This window comes from Stenotrophomonas sp. 169 (assembly GCF_014621775.1).
GTDB lineage: Bacteria > Pseudomonadota > Gammaproteobacteria > Xanthomonadales > Xanthomonadaceae > Stenotrophomonas.
Genome location: NZ_CP061204.1, coordinates 2,331,984 through 2,354,199, shown reverse-complemented (window position 1 = coordinate 2,354,199; position 22,216 = coordinate 2,331,984). Strand labels below are relative to the sequence as shown.

Genomic DNA, 22,216 nt, shown 5'->3' with positions numbered 1-22,216 from the left:
CGCCTGCTTGCTCAGCGCAGAAGCTTACACATTCAGATGTAGCGCCGATGTCATCACGGCCAAAAAGGGGACGGAGGGGATTAAGTCGTTTATGGCCCCAGTCGGGCTGAAAACGACTTAATCCCCTCCATCCCCTTTTTGAAAAGTATGTATAATTCATGCATACCGAAGAGGGCCTACCCATGGAAGCCACCGTAGCTGAACGCGGACAGATCACCTTGCCGAAGGCGGTCCGCGATGCGCTGGGCCTGACCAAGGGCACCCAGCTCACCGTGGAGCTGGAGGGCGGCCGGATCATCCTGCGCAAGAGCGTGGATGACGCCATCTCGCGTGCCCGTGGCAAGTTCGCGCTGGATGGCTTTGACAGCACCGACGCCGCGGTGAAGGCCGTCCGTGACGAACAGTAAGCCCGCCATGATCGCCGTGGATTCGCCGGTGCTGATCGAGCTGCTCAGCAATGGCGCGCAGGCCGATGCCGTAGAGGCCTGCCTCCGCCAGAGCCTGGTCGGTGGCCGCGTGGTGGTCTGCGGGGCGACGCTGGCCGAGGTCTGCGCCGCGCTGCGTGGCGGTGCCGAAGTGCTGGAGGCGCTGGAAGAGATGGGTGTGCATTTCAATGCGCTGGAAGCCAAGTCCGCCCTGCGCGCCGGCGAAATGCAGCGCCGTCATCGGCAGCGCGGCAACGAGCGCCGCAGCCTTGATGGCTTCATGGTCGGCGCCCATGCCCTGCTGCAGTGCGATGGCCTGATCACCTGGAACGACACGTTTTACCGAGATTACTTCAAGGGCCTGAAGCTGATCGTGCCGCAGGCCTGAGCGAAACCGTTTTACCGCTTCATCCATTCGTTGTATTCACCGCATTACCCCGGGAGTTGTCATGTTGGAAGCCTACCGCCACCACGTCGCCGAGCGCGCTGCGCTTGGCATCCCGCCCCTGCCGCTGACCGCGCAGCAGACGGCCGATGTCATTGAACTGTTGAAGAACCCGCCCGCTGGCGAAGCCGAATTCCTGGTCGAGCTGCTGACCCACCGCGTGCCGGCCGGCGTTGATGACGCCGCCAAGGTCAAGGCGTCGTACCTGGCGGCCATCGCCTTTGGCAGCGAGCAGACTCCGCTGATCAGCCGCGAGCGCGCCACCGAACTGCTGGGCACCATGCTCGGCGGTTACAACGTCGCCCCGCTGGTCCAGCTGCTGGACGACACCGCGGTCGGTGGCATCGCCGCCACGGCGCTGAAGAACACCCTGCTGGTGTTCGATGCCTTCCACGACGTGCAGGAAAAGGCCAACGCCGGCAATGCCAACGCGAAGTCCGTGCTGCAGAGCTGGGCCGACGCCGAATGGTTCACCAGCCGTCCGGAAGTCGCGCAGAGCATGACCCTGACCGTGTTCAAGGTGCCGGGCGAAACCAATACCGACGACCTGTCGCCGGCACCGGATGCGACCACGCGCCCGGACATCCCGCTGCACGCCCTGGCGATGCTGAAGAACAAGCGTCCCGATGCGGCCTTCGTGCCGGAAGAAGACGGCAAGCGCGGTCCGATCCAGGAAATCCTGTCGCTGAAGGACAAGGGCCACCTGGTCGCCTACGTGGGCGACGTGGTGGGAACCGGTTCCTCGCGCAAGTCAGCCACCAACAGCGTGCTGTGGTTCACCGGTGAAGACATTCCGTTCATCCCGAACAAGCGATTCGGCGGTGTCTGCCTGGGGTCGAAGATCGCCCCGATCTTCTACAACACCATGGAAGATGCCGGCGCGCTGCCGATCGAGCTGGACGTCACGCAGATGGAGCACGGTGATGTCATCGAGCTGCGCCCGTACGACGGCAAGGCGCTGAAGAACGGCGAAGTGATTGCTGAGTTCCAGGTGAAGTCGGACGTGCTGTTCGACGAAGTACGTGCCGGTGGCCGCATCCCGCTGATCGTCGGTCGTGGCCTGACCGCCAAGGCGCGCGAAGCGCTGGGCATGCCGGTCACCGATCTGTTCCGCCTGCCGGTGCAGCCGGCCGACACCGGCAAGGGGTTCTCGCTGGCGCAGAAGATGGTCGGCCGCGCGTGCGGTCTGCCGGAAGGCCAGGGCATGCGCCCGGGCACCTACTGCGAACCGAAGATGACCTCGGTGGGTTCGCAGGACACCACCGGTCCGATGACCCGTGACGAGCTGAAAGACCTGGCCTGCCTGGGCTTCTCCGCCGACCTGGTGATGCAGTCGTTCTGCCACACCGCGGCCTATCCGAAGCCGGTCGACGTCAAGACCCACCACACCCTGCCGGAGTTCATCTCCACCCGCGGTGGCATCTCGCTGCGTCCGGGCGATGGCGTGATCCACAGCTGGCTCAACCGCATGCTGCTGCCCGACACCGTCGGCACCGGCGGCGACTCGCACACCCGTTTCCCGGTGGGCATTTCGTTCCCGGCCGGTTCGGGCCTGGTCGCCTTCGCTGCTGCCACGGGCGTGATGCCGCTGGACATGCCGGAATCGGTGCTGGTGCGCTTCAAGGGCAAGATGCAGCCGGGCGTGACCCTGCGCGATCTGGTCAACGCGATCCCGCTGTACGCGATCAAGTCGGGCCTGCTGACCGTCGCCAAGGCCGGCAAGAAGAACATCTTCTCCGGCCGCATCCTGGAAATCGAAGGTCTGCCGGACCTGAAGGTCGAGCAGGCGTTCGAACTGTCCGATGCCTCGGCCGAGCGTTCGGCCGCCGGTTGCTCGGTGCACCTGGACAAGGCACCGATCATCGAGTACCTGACCAGCAACATCACCCTGCTGAAGTGGATGATCACCGAGGGATACCAGGACCCGCGTTCGCTGCAGCGTCGCATCGACAAGATGGAAGCCTGGCTGGCCGATCCGCAGCTGCTGGCACCGGACGCCGATGCCGAGTACGCGGCGGTGATCGACATCGACCTGGCCGACATCCACGAGCCGATCGTGGCGTGCCCGAACGACCCGGACGACGTCAAGACGCTGTCCGAAGTGGCCGGTGCCAAGATCGATGAAGTGTTCATCGGTTCGTGCATGACCAACATCGGTCACTTCCGCGCGGCGGCCAAGCTGCTGGAAGGCAAGCGTGACATCCCGACCAAGCTGTGGGTGGCCCCGCCGACCAAGATGGACGCGTCCGAGCTGACCCGCGAGGGCCACTACGGCACCTTCGGCAGCGCCGGTGCGCGCATGGAAATGCCGGGCTGCTCGCTGTGCATGGGCAACCAGGCACAGGTGCGTGAGGGCGCGACGGTGTTCTCGACGTCGACCCGCAACTTCCCGAACCGTCTGGGCCGCAACTCGAACGTGTACCTGGGTTCGGCGGAACTGGCGGCGATCTGCTCGCGCCTGGGCCGTATTCCGACCAAGGAAGAGTACATGGCGGACGTGGGCGTGCTGGAAGCCAGCGGCGCGGAGATCTACCGTTACATGAACTTCGATCAGATCGAGGAGTATCAGGAAGCCGGCAAGTCGGTCGCTGCCTGATTGCGGTAGCGCCGACGTCGGTCGGCGCCTGCTGATACAGAACCCCCGGTGCAAGCCGGGGGTTTTTTATTGCGTGCAGAGCGGGGCGGGGGCCGGGGGGCGGCGGTAGAGCCGACTTCAGTCGGCTGCCTTTTCCCGCTACCCCGTGATACTGACGCGAACCGCATCATTCCAACGATGCACCGAGCGGCTCGATTGCAACTCCGCCCATGTACGGTGCGTCGTCGTGTGGTCACGCTGGACGTGCTGGTGCGCCATCGCACCCGTCGGGATTGCCGTCCTGGAAAACACTCTCAAACAGCTCTGTTGATTCCCTTGGGAAACGCGGAGCATGCATTGCTCTGCCGGTCATATGGCGGGTGATGCGTGGGGATCCTTTGATCCACCGGTTTTGAGAGTGTGTTCCGGTACGGCAACCCGCATCGCCCGCCGCCTTGCGCATCTGCGCAGGCGGCCTCCATGCATGTGAGGTCCAACGTTGAATACCGCATCTCCCACGACGCAGGAAGCAGAATCCGCCATCGCCGATGAGCTCAACGCCCGGCTGCATGCACATCCTGTGGATGGCGACTGCCTGGTGGCGGCGCTGCTGCTGATGGCAGAGCAGCGCGGAATCAGCGGCGTGGCGCGCAGCTGTGGCATGAGCAACGGCACGTTCCGGCGGCAGTTCCGCAATGCCCGCGGGTTGCCGTTGTCCACGGTGCTGCGCGTGCTGCAGTCGCTAGGTTGGCAACTGCAAGTGCAGGTCCGGTAGCGCCGAGCCGTGCTCGGCGGAATGAGCCCGGGCACATCAGCAAAGAGCCGCCGACCATGGGTCGGCGCTACAGGTTGCTCGGGTATGCAGCGCGCTGACGGCAGAGCGCTGTGTAGACTGCTTCGGGAGAATCGACGTCACTGCAAGCCGATGAATGCGACATGGCTTCGACGTAGAAGTGCTTTTCGATATCAGCGGGATAGGGCCTTGCCGCGTCGAGGAAGGCCTTTGGTCCAACGACTACAACGAAGCGCTCGTGTGGATCCCAGTAGCAGGCCGAGCTCGTTGGCTGATGGAGCAGTACCACTTCGCTACCGCCGGCAAAGGTGTCTACGTCGTAGAGATCGTACGCATCGCGCACGTCGATGGGCTCCGCTTCCGTCCCATCCGCAGAGAGCCGCAGCAATGCTACCGATTCCAATTCCGCATCCGCCAGCGCTTTGAACGCGTTGCTGATGAAGAAGCAATCCACGATGGAAAGTGACCAGGGGAAGATGACATTGTCCCGGTTCACTACGTGCGTCCGGAACAGCAGTGAGTCATCGCCATGCATGTGCCTGCTCCTGTCTGTGGCGGTGTGTAAGGTGCAGCGGCCACGTCGTGACCACGGAGCATTCTCACCCCTCCGCCATCCACTTTGCGAACGCTGGTTGGCGGCACGCGGTTCACTGGCGAGCCGATTGTGTATGGCCCGGCTGTTTCGTAACGCGAGACCGGTTGGGCCAAAGCAGTGCGGACCTGTGAGGAATGCAGGTACGGATAGCGCCGAGCCGTGCTCGGCGGAAAGCATCCGGGTGCTTCGGCAAAGAGCCGCCGACCATGGATCGGCGCTACAGGGCGCGGACGGCCAGCGGCCGTCACTACCTTTCCGAAGCCGGGAATCTGTCCGGGCGCATCCTCAAACAGCCGCCGACCATGGGTCGGCGCTACCGGATCACGTGCGCGACAGCGCCAGCAGGCGTTCGGCGATCTTCTCCAGCGGCAGCTGCTCTTCGGCCGCGCCGAGCTTGAACGCGGCGCCCGGCATGCCCCAGACCACGGACGTGGCTTCGTCCTGCACCAATGTCGGCGCGCCGGCCTGCCGCAGCTGCAGCAGGCCACGTGCGCCGTCATCGCCCATGCCGGTCAGGATCACCCCGATCGCATTGGCGCCGGCGCTCTGTGCCACCGACTGGAACAGCACGTCCACCGCCGGCTTGTGCCGGTTCACGGGCGGGCCGTCGTCGATGCGGCAGCGCCAGCGGGCACCGTCGCGGATCACCCGCAGGTGCTTGCCGCCCGGCGGCAGGTAGGCGTGGCCCGGCAGTACCGCTTCGCCGTCGGTGGCCTCGCGCACGGCCATGGCCGAGTGGCGGTCCAGCCGTTCGGCGAATGCGGTGCTGAACGTAGCCGGCAGGTGCTGGGTCATCACCACGGCCGGGGCATCGGCGGGCAGGCCTTCCAGCACCACGCGCAGTGCCTCGGTGCCGCCGGCGGAGGCACCGATGGCGATCAGCCGGTCCGTGGTGCGGAACTGTGACGGCCGCGGCGCGGTGGGCGTGCCCGTGGACGCCAACGTGAGTTTCGGCGCCACCGGTGCACGCACCAGTGCGCGCACCCGCGAGCGCGAGGCGGTCTTCACCTTCTCGATGATTTCATCCGCATACCCCTGCAGACCGCGGGTGACGTCGAGTTTCGGTTTGGACACGAAATCCACTGCGCCCAGCGCCAGGGCCTGCAGAGTGGTGTCCGCGCCGCGTTCGGTCAGCGATGAGATCATCACCACCGGCAGCGGGTGCAGACGCATCAGGTTTTCCAGGAAGGCCAGGCCGTCCATGCGCGGCATTTCCACGTCCAGCGTAATCACGTCCGGCGCCAGCCGCTTGATCTTCTCGCGCGCCAGCAGCGGATCGGCCGCGGTGCCCACCACTTCGATGCCCGGATCGCTGGCGAGGATCTCAGTCAGTATCTGCCGCACCACCGCAGAGTCGTCCACGATCAACACGCGGCACGGTTGTTCCAAGCTCATTCGAACAGCTCCACACCACCGGTGACCGGTGCCTTCGACAGACGGGCACGCACCGCCGATTCGGTTGCCGCCACTTCGGCCTCGTGCGCATGTGGCAGGCGGTTCACCACGACGCGCCCGCTATCGGCGAAGAACCAGATCTTGCGCGGATGGATGCCGCACAGGTCTTCGGCAATGATCGGGATGTGTTCGGCCTGCAGGTACTGGCGCACGAACTCGGCGTTGCGGGTACCGACCGGATTGCTGGTGAAGCCTTTCAACACGTTGGCGCCACCGAACACTTTGGCCTCCAGGCGCTTGCGGTTGGCGCCGCGCTTGAGCAGGTCGTTGATCAGCAGTTCCATGGCGTAGCTGCCGTAGCGCGCGGGCGCGCCGTCGCCGACATTGCCTTCCGGCAGCAGGAAGTGGTTCATGCCGCCGATGCGCAGCACCGGGTCGCGCAGGCAGGCGGCCACGCAGGAACCGAGGATGGTGGTCAGTGCGGTGTCATCGTCCACCACCAGGTACTGGGTGGGCAGCAGCTTGGCCGCGGTCACCTTGAAACGGCTGTCGTAGTACCGCATGACATCGTCTTCGCGCAGTGCAGCGGCACTCATACCGGGGCCCCCGGTGCGCGGCGGTACAAGGTGCGGCCGCAGGGCTGGATCAGGTCGGCAGCGTGCAGATAGTTCTCCGAGTGACCGGTGTACAGCATCCCGTCATCGGCCAGGTGCTTGACCAGCCGCCCCAGGATATCGCGCTGGGTGGGCTTGTCGAAGTAGATCATCACGTTGCGGCAGAACAGCGCGGTGAACGGCCCACCGATGTCGAAACGTGGCGCCAGCAGGTTCAGCGGGCGGTAGTCGATCAGATCGCGCAGCGCGGGCACGACGCGGCACTGGCCATCATTGGGGCCTGTCCCGCGCTGGAAGTAGCGGCGGCGCAGGTCGGGCTCCAGCCCGGACACGCGATCGATCGCGTACACGCCGCGTGCTGCGGTGGCCAACACCTGCGTATCCACGTCAGTGGCCACGATGCGTACCGGCGGCTTCAGCGTGCCAAAGGCTTCGCAGGCAGTGATGGCGATGGAGTAGGGCTCTTCGCCGGTGGACGCCGCGCAGGACCACAGCAGCAGCGGATTGGCGCTGGTCGCCGTGGCGGCACGTGCCATCAGTTCTTCGCGCAGTTTCTCGAAGTGATGCGGCTCGCGGAAGAAGGCGGTGAGGTTGGTGGTCAATGCGTTGGTGAACGCCTGCCATTCGTCATCGCCGCCGTTTTCCAGCAGGTCCAGGTACTGCTGGAAGCTGCGCAGGCCGAGCGCACGCAGGCGCCGCGACAAGCGGCCGTAGACCATGTCGCGCTTGGCGGGGGCCAGCGCGATGCCGGCCCGCTGGTGGATGAGTTCGCAGACACGGCGGAAATCGCGGTCGGCGAAGTCGAACTCGCGGTTGTCACTGCGGATGATCGGGGAGGCGGGCAGGGTCACAGGGTGTGTCCAGAGCGGGGACGGTGGCGCGGGACAAGCCCACGCCGGACGGATCAGAATTCCTGCCAGTTGCCATCGTCAGGGGTCGACAGCGCACGCGGCGTCGCAGGCGCGCGGGCCGGCGGACGGGCGGCCGCGCGGGATGCGGCGGGTGCCGGGGTGGATGCGCGATGCGCCGGGCGCTCGATGCGCTCGGCCACGGCGCGCACGGCGGCGTTGACCTGGTTGTCCAGACGGAAGATCGCCACGGCATCGGCGAGCTGGGTGGCCTGTTCTTCCATGGCCCGCGCGGCGGCAGTGGCTTCTTCGACCAGCGCGGCATTCTGCTGGGTGGTTTCGTCCATCTGCACCACGGTCTGGTTGACCTGTTCGATGCCGGCGGACTGCTCCTGCGATGCCGCGGAGATCTCGGCCATGATGTCGGTGACGCGCTGCACCGAGGCGACGATCTCGCCCATGGTGGCACCGGCCTTGTTCACCAGTGCCGAGCCGTCGGCCACGTTGGTGACCGAGTCATCGATCAGGCCCTTGATCTCCTTGGCCGCCGCAGCCGAGCGCTGGGCGAGGGTGCGGACTTCGCTGGCGACGACGGCGAAACCGCGGCCCTGTTCACCCGCGCGCGCCGCTTCCACCGCAGCGTTCAGCGCCAGGATGTTGGTCTGGAAGGCGATGCCGTCGATGACGGTGATGATCTCGGCGATTTTCTTGGACGAGGTCTGGATGGCTGACATGGTGGTGACCACCTGGCCCACGACGTCGCCACCCTGCGAGGCGACGGACGCCGCACCGATGGCCAGCTGGTTGGCTTGGCGTGCGTGCTCGGCGTTCTGGCGCACGGTGGAGGTCAGTTCCTCCATCGAGGCAGCGGTTTCTTCCAGGTTGGCGGCCTGCTGTTCGGTACGGCGCGACAGATCGCTGTTGCCGCTGGCGATTTCACCGGCGGCCAAGGTGATGCTGCTGGTGGCACCCTGGATCTGGCCGACGATCTGGGTCAGCTGGATCACCGTGGCATTGGCATCGTCGCGCATCCGCGCAAACACGCCCTGGAACTCGCCGTGCATGCGGGCGGTCAGGTCGCCTTCGGCGATGGCGGACAGCAGGCGCGACAGCTTGCCCAGGTTGTCATCGCTGACGGCGGTCATGGCGTTGAGGTTTTCGACCATGGCACGGAAGTCGTGCTCGAACGAGGCCGCATCGCCGCGCTGGCTGAAATCACCGGCCGCCGCCGCACCAGCCAAGCGCTTGATCTCGGCGTTGATACGGGCGAGGTTGGCCTTTACGGCGTCCACGGTCGTGGTGATGGCCGCCTTCTCACCCGGATAGCGGGCGATATCGGTACGCAGATCGCCAACGGCGTACTGCTGCACCACGCCCAGCACATCGTGCAGGGTCTGCACGTGGTTGCCGACGAGGGTGTTGGTGTCACGCACCATCTGCCCGTACTCGCCGGGCACGGTGCTGGCGTCGATACGGTAGGACAGCTCGCCTGACTCGTGGCGGCGGGCCATCTCCCGCTGTCCGCCGATTACCGCGTGCAGCTGATCCTGCATGCGCGACATGCTGTGCAGCAAGCGGCCAGTTTCATCGTGCGGCTGGTCGCCGATGGTGTTGTCCAACTTGCCGGCGGCAATGCCTTCGGCCACCAGGGTCGCCTTGCGCAGCGGGGTGGCGATGCGGCTGCCGATCACCCAGCTCAGCGCCAGCACCAGCAGCACGACGAGGCCGCCGGTCAGCGCCATGATCAGGGTGAAGGTCCATGCCTGCGCCTGCACGTCGTCCATGTAGACGCCGCTGGTGACCACCCACTGCCACGGCGCGAACATGTGCGCGTAGGTGACCTTGTCGATGGGCTTCTCGGCGCCGGGCTTGTTGGTCTGGTAGTAGGTGTAGCCGCCGCCGATGCGCGCCATGCCCACCTGCAGGTAGTACAGCGGTACTCCGTCGACCGATGTGTAGTCCTTCTGCACGCTGCCGACACGATCGGGCTTGAACGGATGCATCAGCAACACGTAGTTCGTGTCCAGCACGTTGTAGTAGTAGGCATCGTCCTGGGCGCGCATGGCATCGATCGCCTGCAGCGCGGCGGCCTTGGCGGCTTCTTCGGTCAGCTCACCCTTGGCGGACAGACGCTGGTAATGGGTCAGCACGCCCTCGGCAAGCTCGACCTGGACGGCAAGCGATTCCTTGCGGGTTTCGGTCAGGTCCAGGTACTGCATGCGCGCCGCCACGATGGACAGCGCGACGACGCCGATGGCGATCAGCACGGTCAACAGGTTGAGCTTGCGGCGGACCGGAAGGTTGTCGAAGTAGCGATGCCAGCGTTGCTTGAGCGTCATGGAGGGGGCCAGAACAGGGAAGGGGACGCGGTACTGCGTCAACCACGTTATCGGCCGCTGCGGCGGACAATTGAGTGCTTTGGTCGCGCCGCGCTGGGCTCGGCGGTTACTTCCTGCCGGCAAGGCGATGCCTGACGGAGGCCGCGCGGTGCGCTCGCCGAGCGTGGCTCGGCGCTACCGGGTATCGCGGGCGGCGGGATAAAAAAAGGCCGGGCACATGGCCCGGCCTCATCCGAAGATGTCGTCGGATCAGAACTCTGCCCAGTCCCCTTCGGCCAGCTCGGCGGCGGGCTGGCGGGTGGTGGGACGACGCACTGCCGGCGCGGCGGGGGCGGCGGCGCGCGGACGGGCGGCGGCCGGGGCCTCATGCTGCACGTCGGACTCATCCAGGGTGAACACCGAAACGGCTTCACTCAGGTGGCCGGCCTGTTCTTCCATGGCCCGCGCGGCGGCGGTGGCTTCTTCCACCAGCGCGGCGTTCTGCTGGGTGGTTTCATCCATCTGCACGACGGTCTGGTTCACCTGTTCGATGCCGGCGGACTGTTCCTGCGAGGCGGCGGAGATCTCGGACATGATGTCGGTCACGCGCTGCACCGAGGCGACGATTTCACTCATGGTGGCACCGGCCTTGTTGACCAGGGCGGAGCCATCGGCGACCTTGCCGACCGAGTCGTCGATCAGGCCCTTGATCTCCTTGGCGGCAGCGGCGGAGCGCTGGGCCAGGGTGCGCACTTCGCTGGCGACCACGGCGAAGCCACGGCCCTGCTCACCGGCACGGGCGGCTTCCACCGCGGCATTCAGCGCCAGGATGTTGGTCTGAAACGCGATGCCGTCGATCACCGAGATGATTTCAGCAATCTTCTTGGAGGAGGTCTGGATGGCCGACATGGTGGTGACCACCTGGCCGACCACTTCGCCGCCCTGCGAGGCGACACCGGCGGCGCCGATGGCGAGCTGGTTGGCCTGACGTGCGTGCTCGGCGTTCTGGCGCACGGTGGAGGTCAGTTCCTCCATCGATGCGGCGGTTTCTTCCAGGTTCGCGGCCTGCTGTTCGGTACGGCGCGACAGATCGCTGTTGCCGCTGGCGATCTCACCGGCGGCCGAGTTGATGGCGCGGCTGGAGTGCTTGATGCGGGTGACGATGCCACTGAGCTGCTCGGCGGTGGCGTTGGCGTCGTCGCGCATCTGGGCGAACACGCCCTGGTAGTCGCCCTGCATGCGGGCGGTCAGGTCGCCGCGCGACAGGGCGGCAAGCAGCTGCGAGATCTGCTCAATGCTGCTGGCGTTGGCGTTGAGCAGCCCGTTGATCTGGTTGGCCAGCTGCAGGAAGAAGCCGTCCTTGCCTTCGCTGCCGACACGGCCGGTGAGGTCGCCGGCGGCGGCGCGGGCGATGACCTGCGCCACTTCTGCTTCCACGGCAGCTTCCGGGGTCCGGTCGCGCCATTCGGTCACATGGCCGACGGTGTCGCCGTCTTCGTTGCGGATGGTGGTGATGACCTGGGCAAACTGCGCCTGGCCGTACTGCACTTCGCGGCGGGCGACGCCGGTCTTGGCCAGCTCGGCCATGACGGCCGCATCGGCCTGGCCACCGTGTTCCAGCTCGGCGACCGGGCGGCCGACCAGCGGTGCTTCGGGGTCGAAGCCCGGCAGGTCCTTGCGCAGTTCGTCGGCATGCTCGACGAGCGACTGCTGCAGCGCGCTGTTGGCGTACACGATCTGCTGGTTCGCATCGCTGAGGAACACACCGGTGGAGCTGTAATCCAGCGCGGTGCGGATGCGCAGGTTCTCGCTGGCGATGGCTTCGTCGCGTTCGATACGCTCGCGCAGGTCGCGCTGCATGCGCTGCATGGCCTGCATCAGGTCGCCGACTTCATCCGAACGCGAGGTGTCGATGTGGCCGTCCAGCTTGCCGCTGGCGACTTCGTTGGCAACGCTGACCGCGCCGCGGACGCTGCCCACCAGGGAGCGGGCGAACAGATACACCAGCACCAGGCCGAGTGCCGCGCCGCCCAGCAGGGCGATCAGCATCAGCATGGACGAGGTGGCGTAGGTCGAGGTGGCCTCGTCGCGCGCAGCGCGGGCAAGGCGGTTGTCTTCGGCGATCAGCGCTTCCAGCGCATCCGACGACTTGCGGTGCAGGGTGCGCGTTTCACCGACGAAGGTATCGATGGCGTCGTCGGGCAGCTGCAGTTCCAGCATCTCGCTGACCGAATCATAGGAGGTCAGGGTCTGGTTCCAGTCCTTGACGAAGGTGTCAAACAGCGCCTTCTGCTGCGCCCCATCGACCAGGCCCGGATAGGCCTTGATGGAGGTGTCCAGCTGCTTGCGCAGGTCTGCGGCACGCGTGCGTGCTTCGGCCTTGACGTCATCGCTGGCACGGATCAGCTGCTGGTAGGAAGAGTTGCGGTACTCGCCGAGCATGCCGCGCATTTCGCCGGCCATGCGGATGCTTTCCATCCGCTTGCCGGCCAGCGTCGTCGTCACGTCATTGAGCGAGTCCAGGCCACGGTAGGCCACGATGCCCTGAAGCAGCATCACCAGCAGGAGGACACCAAAGGTGGCCATCAGCTTGGGCATCAGTTTGAGGTTGTTGATCCAGGGCATGGGCGTTGCACTCTCCAAAGGCGGACGCGTCCGGACCACCATGGTCCGGGTGCAGCAGCCACGCCGGACGGGCCGGCGTGGCAGGACAGGCCGGTATTACTTGATGTCGGCCAGCTTCAGGCCAGCCGGCGAGCTGACTTCGATTTCAGCACGCGAGGCATCACGCTCGATCTTGCCGATCACGCAGACGGTCTTGCCTTCCAGGGTTTCCAGCGGGAAGCTGAACTTGCCGCGGTTGGCGCCGGCGATGCGCGCGGAGAAGGTGTGGCGCGGGAACGCACCGCCCATGTACAGGAAGGTCGGCGAACCTTCCGAGCCTTCAGCGAAGCGGGCCTTTTCCACCTTGCCGCAGACCATGCCGTCCTTGCCGACCTGGCGGGCTGCCATTTCCGGCGGAATCATGGCCGACTGCGCGGAGGCGGTGAGGGCGGTGGCGGCCAGCAGGGTGGCAGACGCAAAAGCGAGCAGGGACTTCATCGACGGGTACTCCAGTAAGAAGAATGGTGATCGGGTGGCCGGCCTGGCGCGTTCCATCGCGGGCGGTCCTGACTCCCCTATCGGCCGTTGCAGGTGGAACTGAAGGATTTTGTTTTGATCGGTGACGATCAGGCAGCCACTTCTTCCAGCGCAGCGGGCTGACCCATGTCAGCGCTGTCGAGCAGGGTTTCGATGTCCAGCAGGATCAGCATGCGGTCGTCCTGGGTGCCGATGCCCGAGATGAAACGGGTATCGACGGCGGCGCCGAATTCGGGGGTCGGGCGGATCTGCTCTGCGGCCAGCGGGATCACATCGGAGACGCTGTCCACCACGATGCCGACGACGCGGTCTTCCACGTTCAGCACGATCATCACGGTGAAGGCGTCGTAGCGGGCGTTTTCCAGGCGCAGCTTCAGGCGCAGGTCGATGACCGGCACGATGGTGCCGCGCAGGTTGATGACGCCCTTGATGTAATCCGGTGCGTCCGGCACGCGGGTCACCGCGTCATAGCCGCGGATTTCCTGCACCTTGAGGATGTCCACGCCGTAGTGCTCGTCGCCGAGGGTGAAGCTGAGGAACTCGCCGCCGGTATCGGCGTGGGCCTGGTTCTTGTCGTTCATCGAGGGTGTCCTGGGTGCCGTGATTCGCGGTCTCAGGCTCGGTATCGGCTGCTGCTGCCACGACTTTAGCGCTGACCTGCAACGGCAGCCCGTAGTGCCGGCCTGTAATGCCGGCCTGTAATGCCGATCGGTAACGCCGACCGGTATGCCGACTGGTAGTGCCGACTTCAGTCGGCACCGCCAACGGGACGAAGCAGCCGGCTGGAGCCTGCTCTACCGGGTGTCAGCAAGCAGCCGGCTGAAGCCGGCTCTACCGGGGTATCAGTCCGCCGGCTACGATTCGCCGTTCTTGCGGGCGCTGCGCTGGCGGTCGATGCGGAAGATGTAGCGCTGGATGGTGCTGTCGCCGCCGCGCGGCAGGCGGTCGAAGCGCAGGCCGACGCGGTTCACTTCGACGCCGCTGGGGAGCTTCTGCACGCGCTCGTTGCAGGCGATCAGGCTGATCTGCAGGTCCGGGCCATCCGGCACGGACAGCACGGCGTCATAGCGCTTCTGCATCCCGAAGACGTTGTACTCGGCGGGCAGGGCTACCGCCAGTCCACCGCCGCTGATATCCACCACGCGCATCGACAGTGGCTCAGGCCGGCCATCGGCCGCAGGCAGCAGCAGGTGGGGCGAGTCCGTGATCGGTGTCTCCAGCCGGTACATCTCGCGACGCTGCAGATGCATCATCTCGTCCGGCAGGCTGGCGCGGAAGGCGATATGGCGGCCGTTCTGCTCCCGCTGCACGATATCCACGCGGAAGCGCACAAGCACGCGATCCAGCTGGGCGAAGCACAACAGATAGCCGGCGGCCTCGGCGGCGCGGTTCGACGCCTCCTGCGGACTGCCATCCAGCATCAGCTGCTCTTCGTCCTCGTCGATTTCCAGTACGGCGGTGGGGAAGCTCTGGTCGCGTCCACCAATGTGGGCGTTGATCAGCGATCGGTGCTCGATCAGCTGCCGGAGCAGTTGCCGCACCTGCAGCGGATTGCGCACGAGGAAACGCTCATCGGCGCTGTCGTCCTGCGCGGTAGGGTGTTCCTGTGCGTCGTCGTGGCTGCCTGCGGACATCGGTTCTGCGTTCGAGAGCGGGAAAAACCGTGACGTGCGGCACGGTGCGTCTTTCAGCATATCGGCAAAGCCGTGCTTTCCTGAAGCCCGCGACGCCGGCGTGTTACGCGGACACGTCCGGTAGCGCCGAGCCACGCTCGGCGAGCGCAGCGGCAGGGAGCTGACGGCCAGCGGCCGTCACTACCCAGCGGCCGTCAGGTCCCTCAGGGCGCGTGCCCGGCGAGCTCACGCAGCCGCCGCATCACGGCGGTTTCACCGTCGTCGGCCTGCAGGCGGAAACGTGCCACGGCTTCGGCCAGGCGCGCGGCCTGTTCGCTCATCGCCTGCGTGGCCTCGGTGGACGCTTCCACCAGAGCGCCGTTCTGCCGGGTGGACGCATCCATGTGGCTGATGCTCTGGTTGACCTGTTCGATGCCCGCGCTCTGCTCCTGCGATGCCGCCGCGATCTCGCCCATGATCTGGTTGACCTGCTGCACCGACTGCATGATCTCGTCCATGGTCGCCCCGGCGCGCTGCACCAGGGTGGTCCCCTCAGTCACCTTGTCCACTGAGTCTTCGATCAGGCCCTTGATCTGCTTGGCGGCGTCTGCCGAGCGCTGTGCGAGCACGCGCACTTCCGAGGCCACGACAGCAAAGCCACGGCCTTGCTCACCGGCACGCGCGGCTTCGACCGCGGCGTTCAGCGCCAGGATGTTGGTCTGGAAGGAAATGCCGTCGATGACCGAGATGATTTCAGCAATGCGTCGTGACGCACGCTCGATGTCGGACATGGTGGTCACCACATTGCCGACGACCGCGCCACCGGCTGCCGCCACGTCCGCGGCGCCGCTGGCGACGCGGTTGGCGGTACGCGCATGTTCGGCATTCTGCCGCACCGCAGCGGTCAGTTCTTCCATTGTCGCCGCGGTTTCTTCCAGGCTGGCGGCCTGCTGCTCCGTGCGGCTGGCGAGGTGCTCATTGCCCTGCGCGAGACCGGATGCGGTGTGGTTGATGTGGCTGGACGCATCCTTGATGCTGCCGACGATGCCGGTCAGCTGGTCGACGGTGGCGTTGGCATCGTCGCGGATGCGGGCGAAGACGCCGTGGAAGTCGCCCTCCATGCGCACCGTGAGATCGCCCCGCGACAGCGATGACAGCAGGGCGGATATCTGTTCGATGCTGGTGGCATTCGCGTCCAGCAGGGCATTGAGATGCTGTGCCAGCTGCAGGAAGAAGCCGGTCTTCCCTGCGCAGGCCACCCTGCCACTGAAATCACCGTCCGCCGCCGCCTGCACGATGTGGCCGAGCTCTTCTTCCACCTGCACTTCCACGGTGCGATCAGCCCATTCGACCACGAAGCCCTGGCGCTCTCCCTCGCCATTGATGATGGGGTTGACGATGAGCTGCAGCACGCGCCCGCCCACGCGGATCTGCGCGCGGTAGGTGGTGGTCAGCGTGTCCAGCAGCGTGGCTTGGTGGGCCGGGTTGCGATGGAAGATATCGATGTTGCGGCCGAGCAGGTCAGCTGCGCTGAACTGCGGCAGGTCGCGGCGCAGGTCGGCTTCGGCAGCGGCCAGCATCTTCTGCAGGGGACGGTTGACGAACACGATGTTGCGCTCGCGGTCGGCGATCATCACGTTGGTGGTGACATCCTCCAGTGCGGAGCGGATGCGCAGCGTTTCGCCCAGCACCGCTTGTTCGCGCTCACGACGCTGCAGCAGCTGTGTGCTTGTCTGCACCAAGGCGCCCGCCAGCGAGTCCGGCGGGAACTGGCCTGCATGGATGCCGGGGGGCAAAGGCTGATCGGCCGCCACGCCACGGGCCAGCACGGCCAGTTGGCGTGGGTCATGGCCAAGCAGTACCAGCTGGCGACGCATCTGGATCGCCATCACCGACAGCAGCCCGGTCTCCACCACGACGTAGCTGGCATGCAGCACCAGCACGCCGATGCCGCTGCCGGCGCTGAAGACCGGGTAGGGCAGGCCCCGCTGCTGCAGCCAGAAGAACGCAACGTGGTGGATCGCGATCGCGACCGCCGCAACCACCAACGGCAGCCAGTCGCGGTAATACAGCAGCAGCGCGATCAAGACGATGACCGTGAAGTGGGTTTCAAGCAGTCCGTTGGTCTGGTGGATCAAGGTGGCGGCGAGCACCATCCAGCCCAGCGCCACCGTGCAGCGCGACAGCCGCGTGCCGGGCAGCAGCTGGACCTGTGCGGCGACCACCAGGGCCGTCGGCAGGCTGATCGCCAGGAAAGGCATCCAGATGCCTGCACGCAGCGCCAGGCCCATCGAGACCAGAGCGAGCACGGCGGTGAGGGCGAGGAACAGGCGGTCGGCGTCTGCGCCGAGGACCTGCAGGAAGGGAAGTTTTTCGTGACCGACGAACGACTCGGCGGTGCGGGAGGGTGCGGACATGCGCAATGCTCCTTTTGGCATGGACTGCGGTGTAGACACTCAGCGGCGGTCGTTGAACGCGACACACAGCGGAGCAGGGGATGTGCTGTTCTGGTGCCAGAGGGCAGGGACGGCCCAGCCGATCCAGCTGGCCAACAGCAGAAGGCCCGCGATCGCCCTCAGTGGGCGTCGGCGGGCAGTGGCTACCGGTTCTGCAGGTGCGTCCATGGCACTCCTTGCATCGGATGAGTGTGGTTGGATCCCTCCCGCGCGCGAGGGGGATCCAACGCCGGGACGCGGCAGGGAGCGCGACCCGGGGTGATCAGAACTCCTGCCAGTCCCCTTCGCCCGCCAGGACGGGCTGGCGGATGACCGGCGCAGGCTTGCGGGCCGTCGTACGGGCTGCCGATGGTTTGGCTTTCGATGGCACGACGGGGGCCGCGGCGGCCGTGGTGCTGGCGGCACCGCCCGCGATACGGAACTGCGCTGCCGCATCGGTCAGCTGCATGGCCTGTTCTTCCATGGAGCGTGCGGCGGCAGTGGCTTCTTCCACCAGCGCGGCATTCTGCTGGGTGGTTTCATCCATCTGCACCACGGTCTGGTTGACCTGTTCGATGCCGGCAGACTGCTCCTGCGAGGCCGCGGAAATCTCGGCCATGATGTCGGTCACGCGCTGTACCGAGGCGACGATCTCGCCCATGGTGGCGCCGGCCCGGTGCACCAGTGCGGAGCCATCGGCCACCTTGTCGACGGATTCGTCGATCAGGCCCTTGATCTCCTTCGCGGCAGCGGCTGAGCGCTGTGCCAACGTGCGCACTTCGCTGGCCACCACGGCGAAGCCGCGGCCCTGGTCACCGGCGCGGGCCGCTTCGACCGCCGCGTTCAATGCCAGGATGTTGGTCTGGAACGCGATGCCGTCGATCACCGAAATGATCTCGGCGATCTTCTTGGAAGACGCCTCGATCGCGCTCATGGTGCTGACGACCTGACCCACCACTTCGCCGCCCTGCGACGCGACACCGGCGGCACCGATGGCGAGCTGGTTGGCCTGGCGCGCGTGCTCGGCGTTCTGGCGCACGGTGGAGGTCAGTTCCTCCATCGATGCGGCGGTTTCTTCCAGATTGGCGGCCTGCTGTTCGGTACGGCGCGACAGATCGTTGTTGCCGGCTGCGATTTCACTGGCTGCACCGCGGATGCTCTGCGCCGACACCTGGATGCGCGACACGATGCCGGTCAACTGGCTGACGGTGGTGTTGGCATCATCGCGCATCAGCGCGAATACACCGTGGAACTCGCCGTCCATGCGCGCGGTCAGGTCGCCGGCGGCGATCGCCTGCAGCAGCTGCGAAAGCTGCGACAGGTTGCCGTCGGCCACGTGCATCATGGTGTTCAGCTGCTCGATCATGAGCTTGAAGTCATGCTCGAAGCGGGACGCGTCGCCGCGCTGGCTGAAGTCACCTGCCGCCGCCGCGGAGGCCAGCTGCTGGATCTGCGTATTGATGGCCATCAGACTGGCTTTTGCGGCATCCATCGATTCGTGCAGGATCGCGCGGGTGCCGGGCAGGCGTCGTGCATCCGGCGCCAGGTTGCCGGCGGCGTACTGGTTGAGCACGTCGATTGCATCGCGGATGGAATCAAGGTGCTCGAAGATCACGGTGTTGATGCCGTGCGCCAGCTCACCGTACACACCCGGGAAATCTTCCGGGATGCGGTGGTTGATGTCCGGGCCCGCATGCATTTCCACCATCTGCTGGGTCTGGCCGGAGAAACGGCGCAGGGTGGCGGTCATTTCGGCGGTCGCGGTCAGCATGCGGCCGGCTTCGTCGCTGCTGGTGGCCGGCGTGCTGACACTCAGGTCACCGCGTGCAACCGCCTGGATGGCCTGCACGGCTTTGCCCAGTGGCACGGTGATGACGCGCGAGATAGTGACGGCCAGTGCTGCGGCGACCAGCGAGAGCAGCACCATCGCCGCGATGATGGCGACCATGCTGTTGCGGTGCGTGGCATTGGCGCGCGCGATGCCGGCGTCCATGACGGTGCCGCTGTAGGCGCTCAGCGCCTTGAGGTCTTCAAACAGTTTGCGACGCAGGGGGCGCGACTGCTCGTCGGACACCTGCTGGGCCAGCGCCGCATCACCGCTTGCGCCCGCCGCACGCAGCTGTACGTTGGCGGCGAAATACGCATCGACGCCTGCCTTGACCTTGTCGAACAGCGCGCGCTCCTGCGCGTCGGCCTTCAGTACGGCATACGCGTCCAGCTCCTCACGCACGACCTTGGCGGTGGCGTCCATGCGGGTGTTGTAGTCGGCAACCTTCTCCGGCTTGTCCAGCATGGTCAGCTGGGCCATTTCGTAGGTGCGGAACTCGCCGAGCTGCGAACGCACCTCGCCCAGATGCTGCACGGAAGGAATGGCATCGATGGCCATGCCGCGCAGCTGGGTGTTGGCTTCAGACAGGCGCAGCAGGGCGAAAGCGCCTACCACGAGGGTCATCAGGGTGGTCAGGGTGAATCCCACGGCCAGCTTGCGGGCAATGGGGAGATCGCGGAACCACTTCATGGGGGTGCTCCAGGGCAGGACGATGCGCCCGCGGCAGGGCCGTGGGAACTTTTCAGGAAACGGCCCGCAATGGAGGGGGCATCATCACGCCGTCTACACAGATAGCGGCATCGCCGCGTGGATCTGTAGCGCGATCTGTTCGTCAGCCGCAATGCCCGGTAGCGCCGAGCCACGCTCGGCGAGCGCGCAGCGCGGCCTGTATCAAGCGTCGTGATCGCGGGCGGAAAAGCCGCCGAGCATGGCTCGGCGCTACCGGACGTCAGCGCAGGAATCGCTGGTAGCGCCGAGCCACGCTCGGCGAGCGCGCAGCGCGGCCCGTATCAAGCGTCGTGATCGCGGGCAGAAAAGCCGCCGAGCGTGGCTCGGCGCTACCGGACGTCAGCGCAGCGCGGACTGTATCAGGCGTCGTGATCGCGGGCAGAAAAGCCGCCGAGCATGGCTCGGCGCTACCGGAGGTCAGCGCAGCGCGGCTCAGGCCGCCTGCGGCACCCGCAGCGAGCGGACCAGGCCGCCGATGTCGACGATCAGGGCCACGCGGCCATCGCCGAGGATGGTGGCGCCGGACACGCCGCCGATGCGGCGGTAGTTGTTCTCGATGTTCTTCACCACAACCTGTTGCTGGCCGACCAGTTCGTCCACTTCCAGCGCGATCTTCTGGCCATCGCCTTCCACCACCACCACCAGCGACTCATCGCTGTGACGCTGGCCGTAGCCGTAGTACTCGCTCAACGACAGGATAGGCAGGTACTCGCCGCGCACGCGCAGCACGCGGCCTTCGCCGGCCATGGTGCGGATGTCGCTGGCTTGCGGCTGCAATGCTTCCAGTACATAGGCCAGCGGCAGGATCAAGGTTTCGCCCGCCACCGAAACGGTCATGCCGTCGAGGATGGCGAGGGTCAGCGGCAGGCGGATCAGCGTGCGCGTCCCGAAACCGGCGCGGCTTTCGATCTGCACTTCACCGCCCAGCGCCTGGATGTTGCGACGGACCACGTCCATGCCCACACCGCGGCCGGACAGGTCGGTCACGGCATCTGCCGTGGAGAAACCAGGCTGGAAGATCAGGTCCCAGACCTGCGAATCGGTGGGGTTGTCCGGCACAGCAAGGCCGCGCTCGGCCGCCTTCGCCAGGATGCGTTCGCGGTTCAGGCCGTGGCCGTCGTCGCTGACTTCAATGACGATGTGGCCGCCCTGGTGTGATGCCGCCAACGTGATCGTGCCGGTTTCGTCCTTGCCCGCATTGCGGCGGAACTCCGGCATTTCCAACCCGTGGTCGATCGAGTTGCGCACCAGGTGGACCAGGGGATCGGCGATCTTTTCGATCAGGCCCTTGTCCAGCTCGGTGCCTTCGCCGATCGTCTTCAGGCGCACCTGCTTGCCCAATCGCGTGGAGAGGTCGCGGACCAGACGCGGGAAGCGGCGGAACACCGCATCCACCGGCAGCATGCGCACGCCGATGACCGCTTCCTGCAGGTCACGCGTGTTGCGCTCCAGCAGGTCCAGGCCGGCGAACAGGCGCTCGGCGTGGGCCGGGTCGATGTGGTTGGAGACCTGCTTGAGCATGGCCTGGGTGATGACGAGTTCGCCCACCAGATTGATCAGGGCGTCGACCTTGTCCACGCTCACCCGGATCGAAGTCTCTGCCTCGGCCGGCGGTGCGGCTGGCGCCGCGCTGGGGGTGGCTGCTGCGATCGGTGCAGCGGCCGCCTGCGGGGCAACCTCGACCACCGGATCGAGGGCCAGGCTGGGCGGCGCGACCGGACGGATGTCCAGTTCGCAGTCATCGACCACCCAGGCGAAGGTGTCTTCGATCTGGCTGCGCTTGATCTTGCCGATCAGGCCGAGGTCCCATGCCAGGTGCGCTTCGAACGGATCCAGCTGCTCGAAGCCGGGCAGGCGTTCCATGCGGGCCTGCACCTGCAGCGGGCCGAGGTGCTCCAGCTCGCGGATGATCCGCAGCGGATCGTTGCCGCTCATGAACATCGACGGTGCCGGCGTAAAGCCGATCTGCCAGGCTTCCGGCTCGGCTTCAACGGCGGCAGCGGGCGCACTTGCGGCGGCGGCGGGCGCCTGCCCGGACAGAATACCTTCCAGGCGCGCCTTCATCGCGGCGACCACGGCCGGGTCGGCCTGCACGCCGTGTTCGGCTTCGCGCTGCAGGGCGCGCAGCACGTCCACCGATGCCAGCATGGCGTCGACGGCGTTGGCTTCCAGCGCGCGCTTGCCGGCACGCAGTTCGTCCAGCAGCGTTTCCAGCACATGGGTCAACGCGGCGATGGCATCGAAGCCGAAGGTGCCAGCGCCGCCCTTGATCGAGTGCGCGGCCCGGAACACCGAATTGATGATCTCTGCATCGTGCTGGCCGGATTCCAGGGTCAGCAGTCCAGCTTCCATCGCATCCAGCCCTTCGCGGCTTTCCTCGAAGAAGGTGGCGTGGAATCGTTGCAGGTCCATGCTCATGTCAGGTGTGTTCCAGGGGCGCGGGGGACGGGGGCGGCGAGGGC

General features: G+C 66.2%; 16 protein-coding genes. 4 read left to right on the top strand and 12 right to left on the bottom strand.

All coding sequences use genetic code 11. From position 1 onward, the window contains the following. Positions 1-182: 182 nt before the first annotated feature. From ICJ04_RS10125 to ICJ04_RS10110, 4 genes are all read left to right on the top strand, one after another. Positions 183-407: an AbrB/MazE/SpoVT family DNA-binding domain-containing protein gene (locus tag ICJ04_RS10125; RefSeq protein WP_057687522.1), complete on the top strand. Its 225-nt coding sequence runs from the start codon at positions 183-185 to the stop codon at positions 405-407. Between the two features lie 7 nt (positions 408-414). Beyond that, positions 415-813, top strand: coding sequence for a type II toxin-antitoxin system VapC family toxin (locus ICJ04_RS10120; protein ID WP_188327288.1), 399 nt, complete (start codon positions 415-417; stop codon positions 811-813). Positions 814-874: 61 nt separating this feature from the next. Then, positions 875-3,466 carry a bifunctional aconitate hydratase 2/2-methylisocitrate dehydratase gene (acnB, locus tag ICJ04_RS10115; protein ID WP_188324147.1) on the top strand — a complete coding sequence of 864 codons (2,592 nt, stop codon included), beginning with the start codon at positions 875-877 and terminating at the stop codon, positions 3,464-3,466. Positions 3,467-3,944: 478 nt separating this feature from the next. Next, positions 3,945-4,220, top strand: a complete 276-nt coding sequence (locus ICJ04_RS10110) for a hypothetical protein (protein ID WP_188324146.1) — start codon at positions 3,945-3,947, stop codon at positions 4,218-4,220. 67 nt (positions 4,221-4,287) lie between these two features. Here ICJ04_RS10110 and ICJ04_RS10105 read toward each other — a convergent pair whose 3' ends face one another. The 12 genes from ICJ04_RS10105 to ICJ04_RS10050 all read right to left on the bottom strand — a co-directional run bounded on the left by ICJ04_RS10105 (position 4,288) and on the right by ICJ04_RS10050 (position 22,172). Beyond that, positions 4,288-4,773: a hypothetical protein gene (locus ICJ04_RS10105; protein ID WP_188324145.1), complete on the bottom strand. Its 486-nt coding sequence runs from the start codon at positions 4,771-4,773 to the stop codon at positions 4,288-4,290. 381 nt (positions 4,774-5,154) lie between these two features. After that, a complete protein-coding gene (locus tag ICJ04_RS10100) occupies positions 5,155-6,228 on the bottom strand; it encodes a chemotaxis response regulator protein-glutamate methylesterase (protein ID WP_188324144.1) in 1,074 nt (357 codons plus the stop codon). Beyond that, entirely contained in the window at positions 6,225-6,824 is a 600-nt protein-coding gene (gene cheD, locus ICJ04_RS10095; RefSeq protein ID WP_188324143.1) for a chemoreceptor glutamine deamidase CheD, read from the bottom strand. The genes ICJ04_RS10100 and cheD overlap by 4 nt, the downstream gene beginning before the upstream one ends. After that, entirely contained in the window at positions 6,821-7,687 is an 867-nt protein-coding gene (locus ICJ04_RS10090; RefSeq protein WP_188327287.1) for a CheR family methyltransferase, read from the bottom strand. The genes cheD and ICJ04_RS10090 overlap by 4 nt, the downstream gene beginning before the upstream one ends. A gap of 59 nt (positions 7,688-7,746) precedes the next feature. Beyond that, on the bottom strand, positions 7,747-10,029 hold the full coding sequence (locus ICJ04_RS10085) for a methyl-accepting chemotaxis protein (protein WP_188324142.1): 2,283 nt from the start codon (positions 10,027-10,029) through the stop codon (positions 7,747-7,749). A 249-nt stretch (positions 10,030-10,278) separates the two neighbouring features. Then, the gene (locus ICJ04_RS10080; protein ID WP_188324141.1) at positions 10,279-12,633 is read right to left on the bottom strand and encodes a methyl-accepting chemotaxis protein; all 2,355 of its coding nucleotides are present in this window, start codon (positions 12,631-12,633) and stop codon (positions 10,279-10,281) included. A 96-nt stretch (positions 12,634-12,729) separates the two neighbouring features. Beyond that, on the bottom strand, positions 12,730-13,110 hold the full coding sequence (locus tag ICJ04_RS10075) for a hypothetical protein (RefSeq protein WP_188324140.1): 381 nt from the start codon (positions 13,108-13,110) through the stop codon (positions 12,730-12,732). A gap of 128 nt (positions 13,111-13,238) precedes the next feature. After that, positions 13,239-13,730 carry a chemotaxis protein CheW gene (locus ICJ04_RS10070; RefSeq protein ID WP_188324139.1) on the bottom strand — a complete coding sequence of 164 codons (492 nt, stop codon included), beginning with the start codon at positions 13,728-13,730 and terminating at the stop codon, positions 13,239-13,241. Positions 13,731-14,003: 273 nt separating this feature from the next. After that, entirely contained in the window at positions 14,004-14,783 is a 780-nt protein-coding gene (locus ICJ04_RS10065) for a flagellar brake protein (protein WP_188324138.1), read from the bottom strand. A gap of 203 nt (positions 14,784-14,986) precedes the next feature. Further along, positions 14,987-17,179 carry a methyl-accepting chemotaxis protein gene (locus ICJ04_RS10060; protein ID WP_188324137.1) on the bottom strand — a complete coding sequence of 731 codons (2,193 nt, stop codon included), beginning with the start codon at positions 17,177-17,179 and terminating at the stop codon, positions 14,987-14,989. A 301-nt stretch (positions 17,180-17,480) separates the two neighbouring features. Continuing rightward, complete coding sequence (locus tag ICJ04_RS10055) at positions 17,481-19,715, bottom strand: methyl-accepting chemotaxis protein (protein WP_188324136.1); 2,235 nt, start codon at positions 19,713-19,715, stop codon at positions 17,481-17,483. 471 nt (positions 19,716-20,186) lie between these two features. Continuing rightward, positions 20,187-22,172 (bottom strand): chemotaxis protein CheA, encoded by a 1,986-nt coding sequence (locus ICJ04_RS10050; RefSeq protein WP_188324135.1) that lies wholly within the window; start codon positions 22,170-22,172, stop codon positions 20,187-20,189. Positions 22,173-22,216: the final 44 nt, after the last annotated feature.

Coding starts and splice junctions, on each gene's coding strand:
- ICJ04_RS10080 (WP_188324141.1), bottom strand. CDS start 12,633: ATGCCCTGGATCAACAACCTCAAACTGATGCCCAAGCTGATGGCCACC.
- ICJ04_RS10055 (WP_188324136.1), bottom strand. CDS start 19,715: ATGAAGTGGTTCCGCGATCTCCCCATTGCCCGCAAGCTGGCCGTGGGA.
- ICJ04_RS10085 (WP_188324142.1), bottom strand. CDS start 10,029: ATGACGCTCAAGCAACGCTGGCATCGCTACTTCGACAACCTTCCGGTC.
- ICJ04_RS10060 (WP_188324137.1), bottom strand. CDS start 17,179: ATGTCCGCACCCTCCCGCACCGCCGAGTCGTTCGTCGGTCACGAAAAA.
- ICJ04_RS10070 (WP_188324139.1), bottom strand. CDS start 13,730: ATGAACGACAAGAACCAGGCCCACGCCGATACCGGCGGCGAGTTCCTC.
- ICJ04_RS10050 (WP_188324135.1), bottom strand. CDS start 22,172: ATGAGCATGGACCTGCAACGATTCCACGCCACCTTCTTCGAGGAAAGC.
- ICJ04_RS10105 (WP_188324145.1), bottom strand. CDS start 4,773: ATGCATGGCGATGACTCACTGCTGTTCCGGACGCACGTAGTGAACCGG.
- cheD (WP_188324143.1), bottom strand. CDS start 6,824: ATGAGTGCCGCTGCACTGCGCGAAGACGATGTCATGCGGTACTACGAC.
- ICJ04_RS10100 (WP_188324144.1), bottom strand. CDS start 6,228: ATGAGCTTGGAACAACCGTGCCGCGTGTTGATCGTGGACGACTCTGCG.
- ICJ04_RS10075 (WP_188324140.1), bottom strand. CDS start 13,110: ATGAAGTCCCTGCTCGCTTTTGCGTCTGCCACCCTGCTGGCCGCCACC.
- acnB (WP_188324147.1), top strand. CDS start 875: ATGTTGGAAGCCTACCGCCACCACGTCGCCGAGCGCGCTGCGCTTGGC.
- ICJ04_RS10065 (WP_188324138.1), bottom strand. CDS start 14,783: ATGTCCGCAGGCAGCCACGACGACGCACAGGAACACCCTACCGCGCAG.
- ICJ04_RS10120 (WP_188327288.1), top strand. CDS start 415: ATGATCGCCGTGGATTCGCCGGTGCTGATCGAGCTGCTCAGCAATGGC.
- ICJ04_RS10125 (WP_057687522.1), top strand. CDS start 183: ATGGAAGCCACCGTAGCTGAACGCGGACAGATCACCTTGCCGAAGGCG.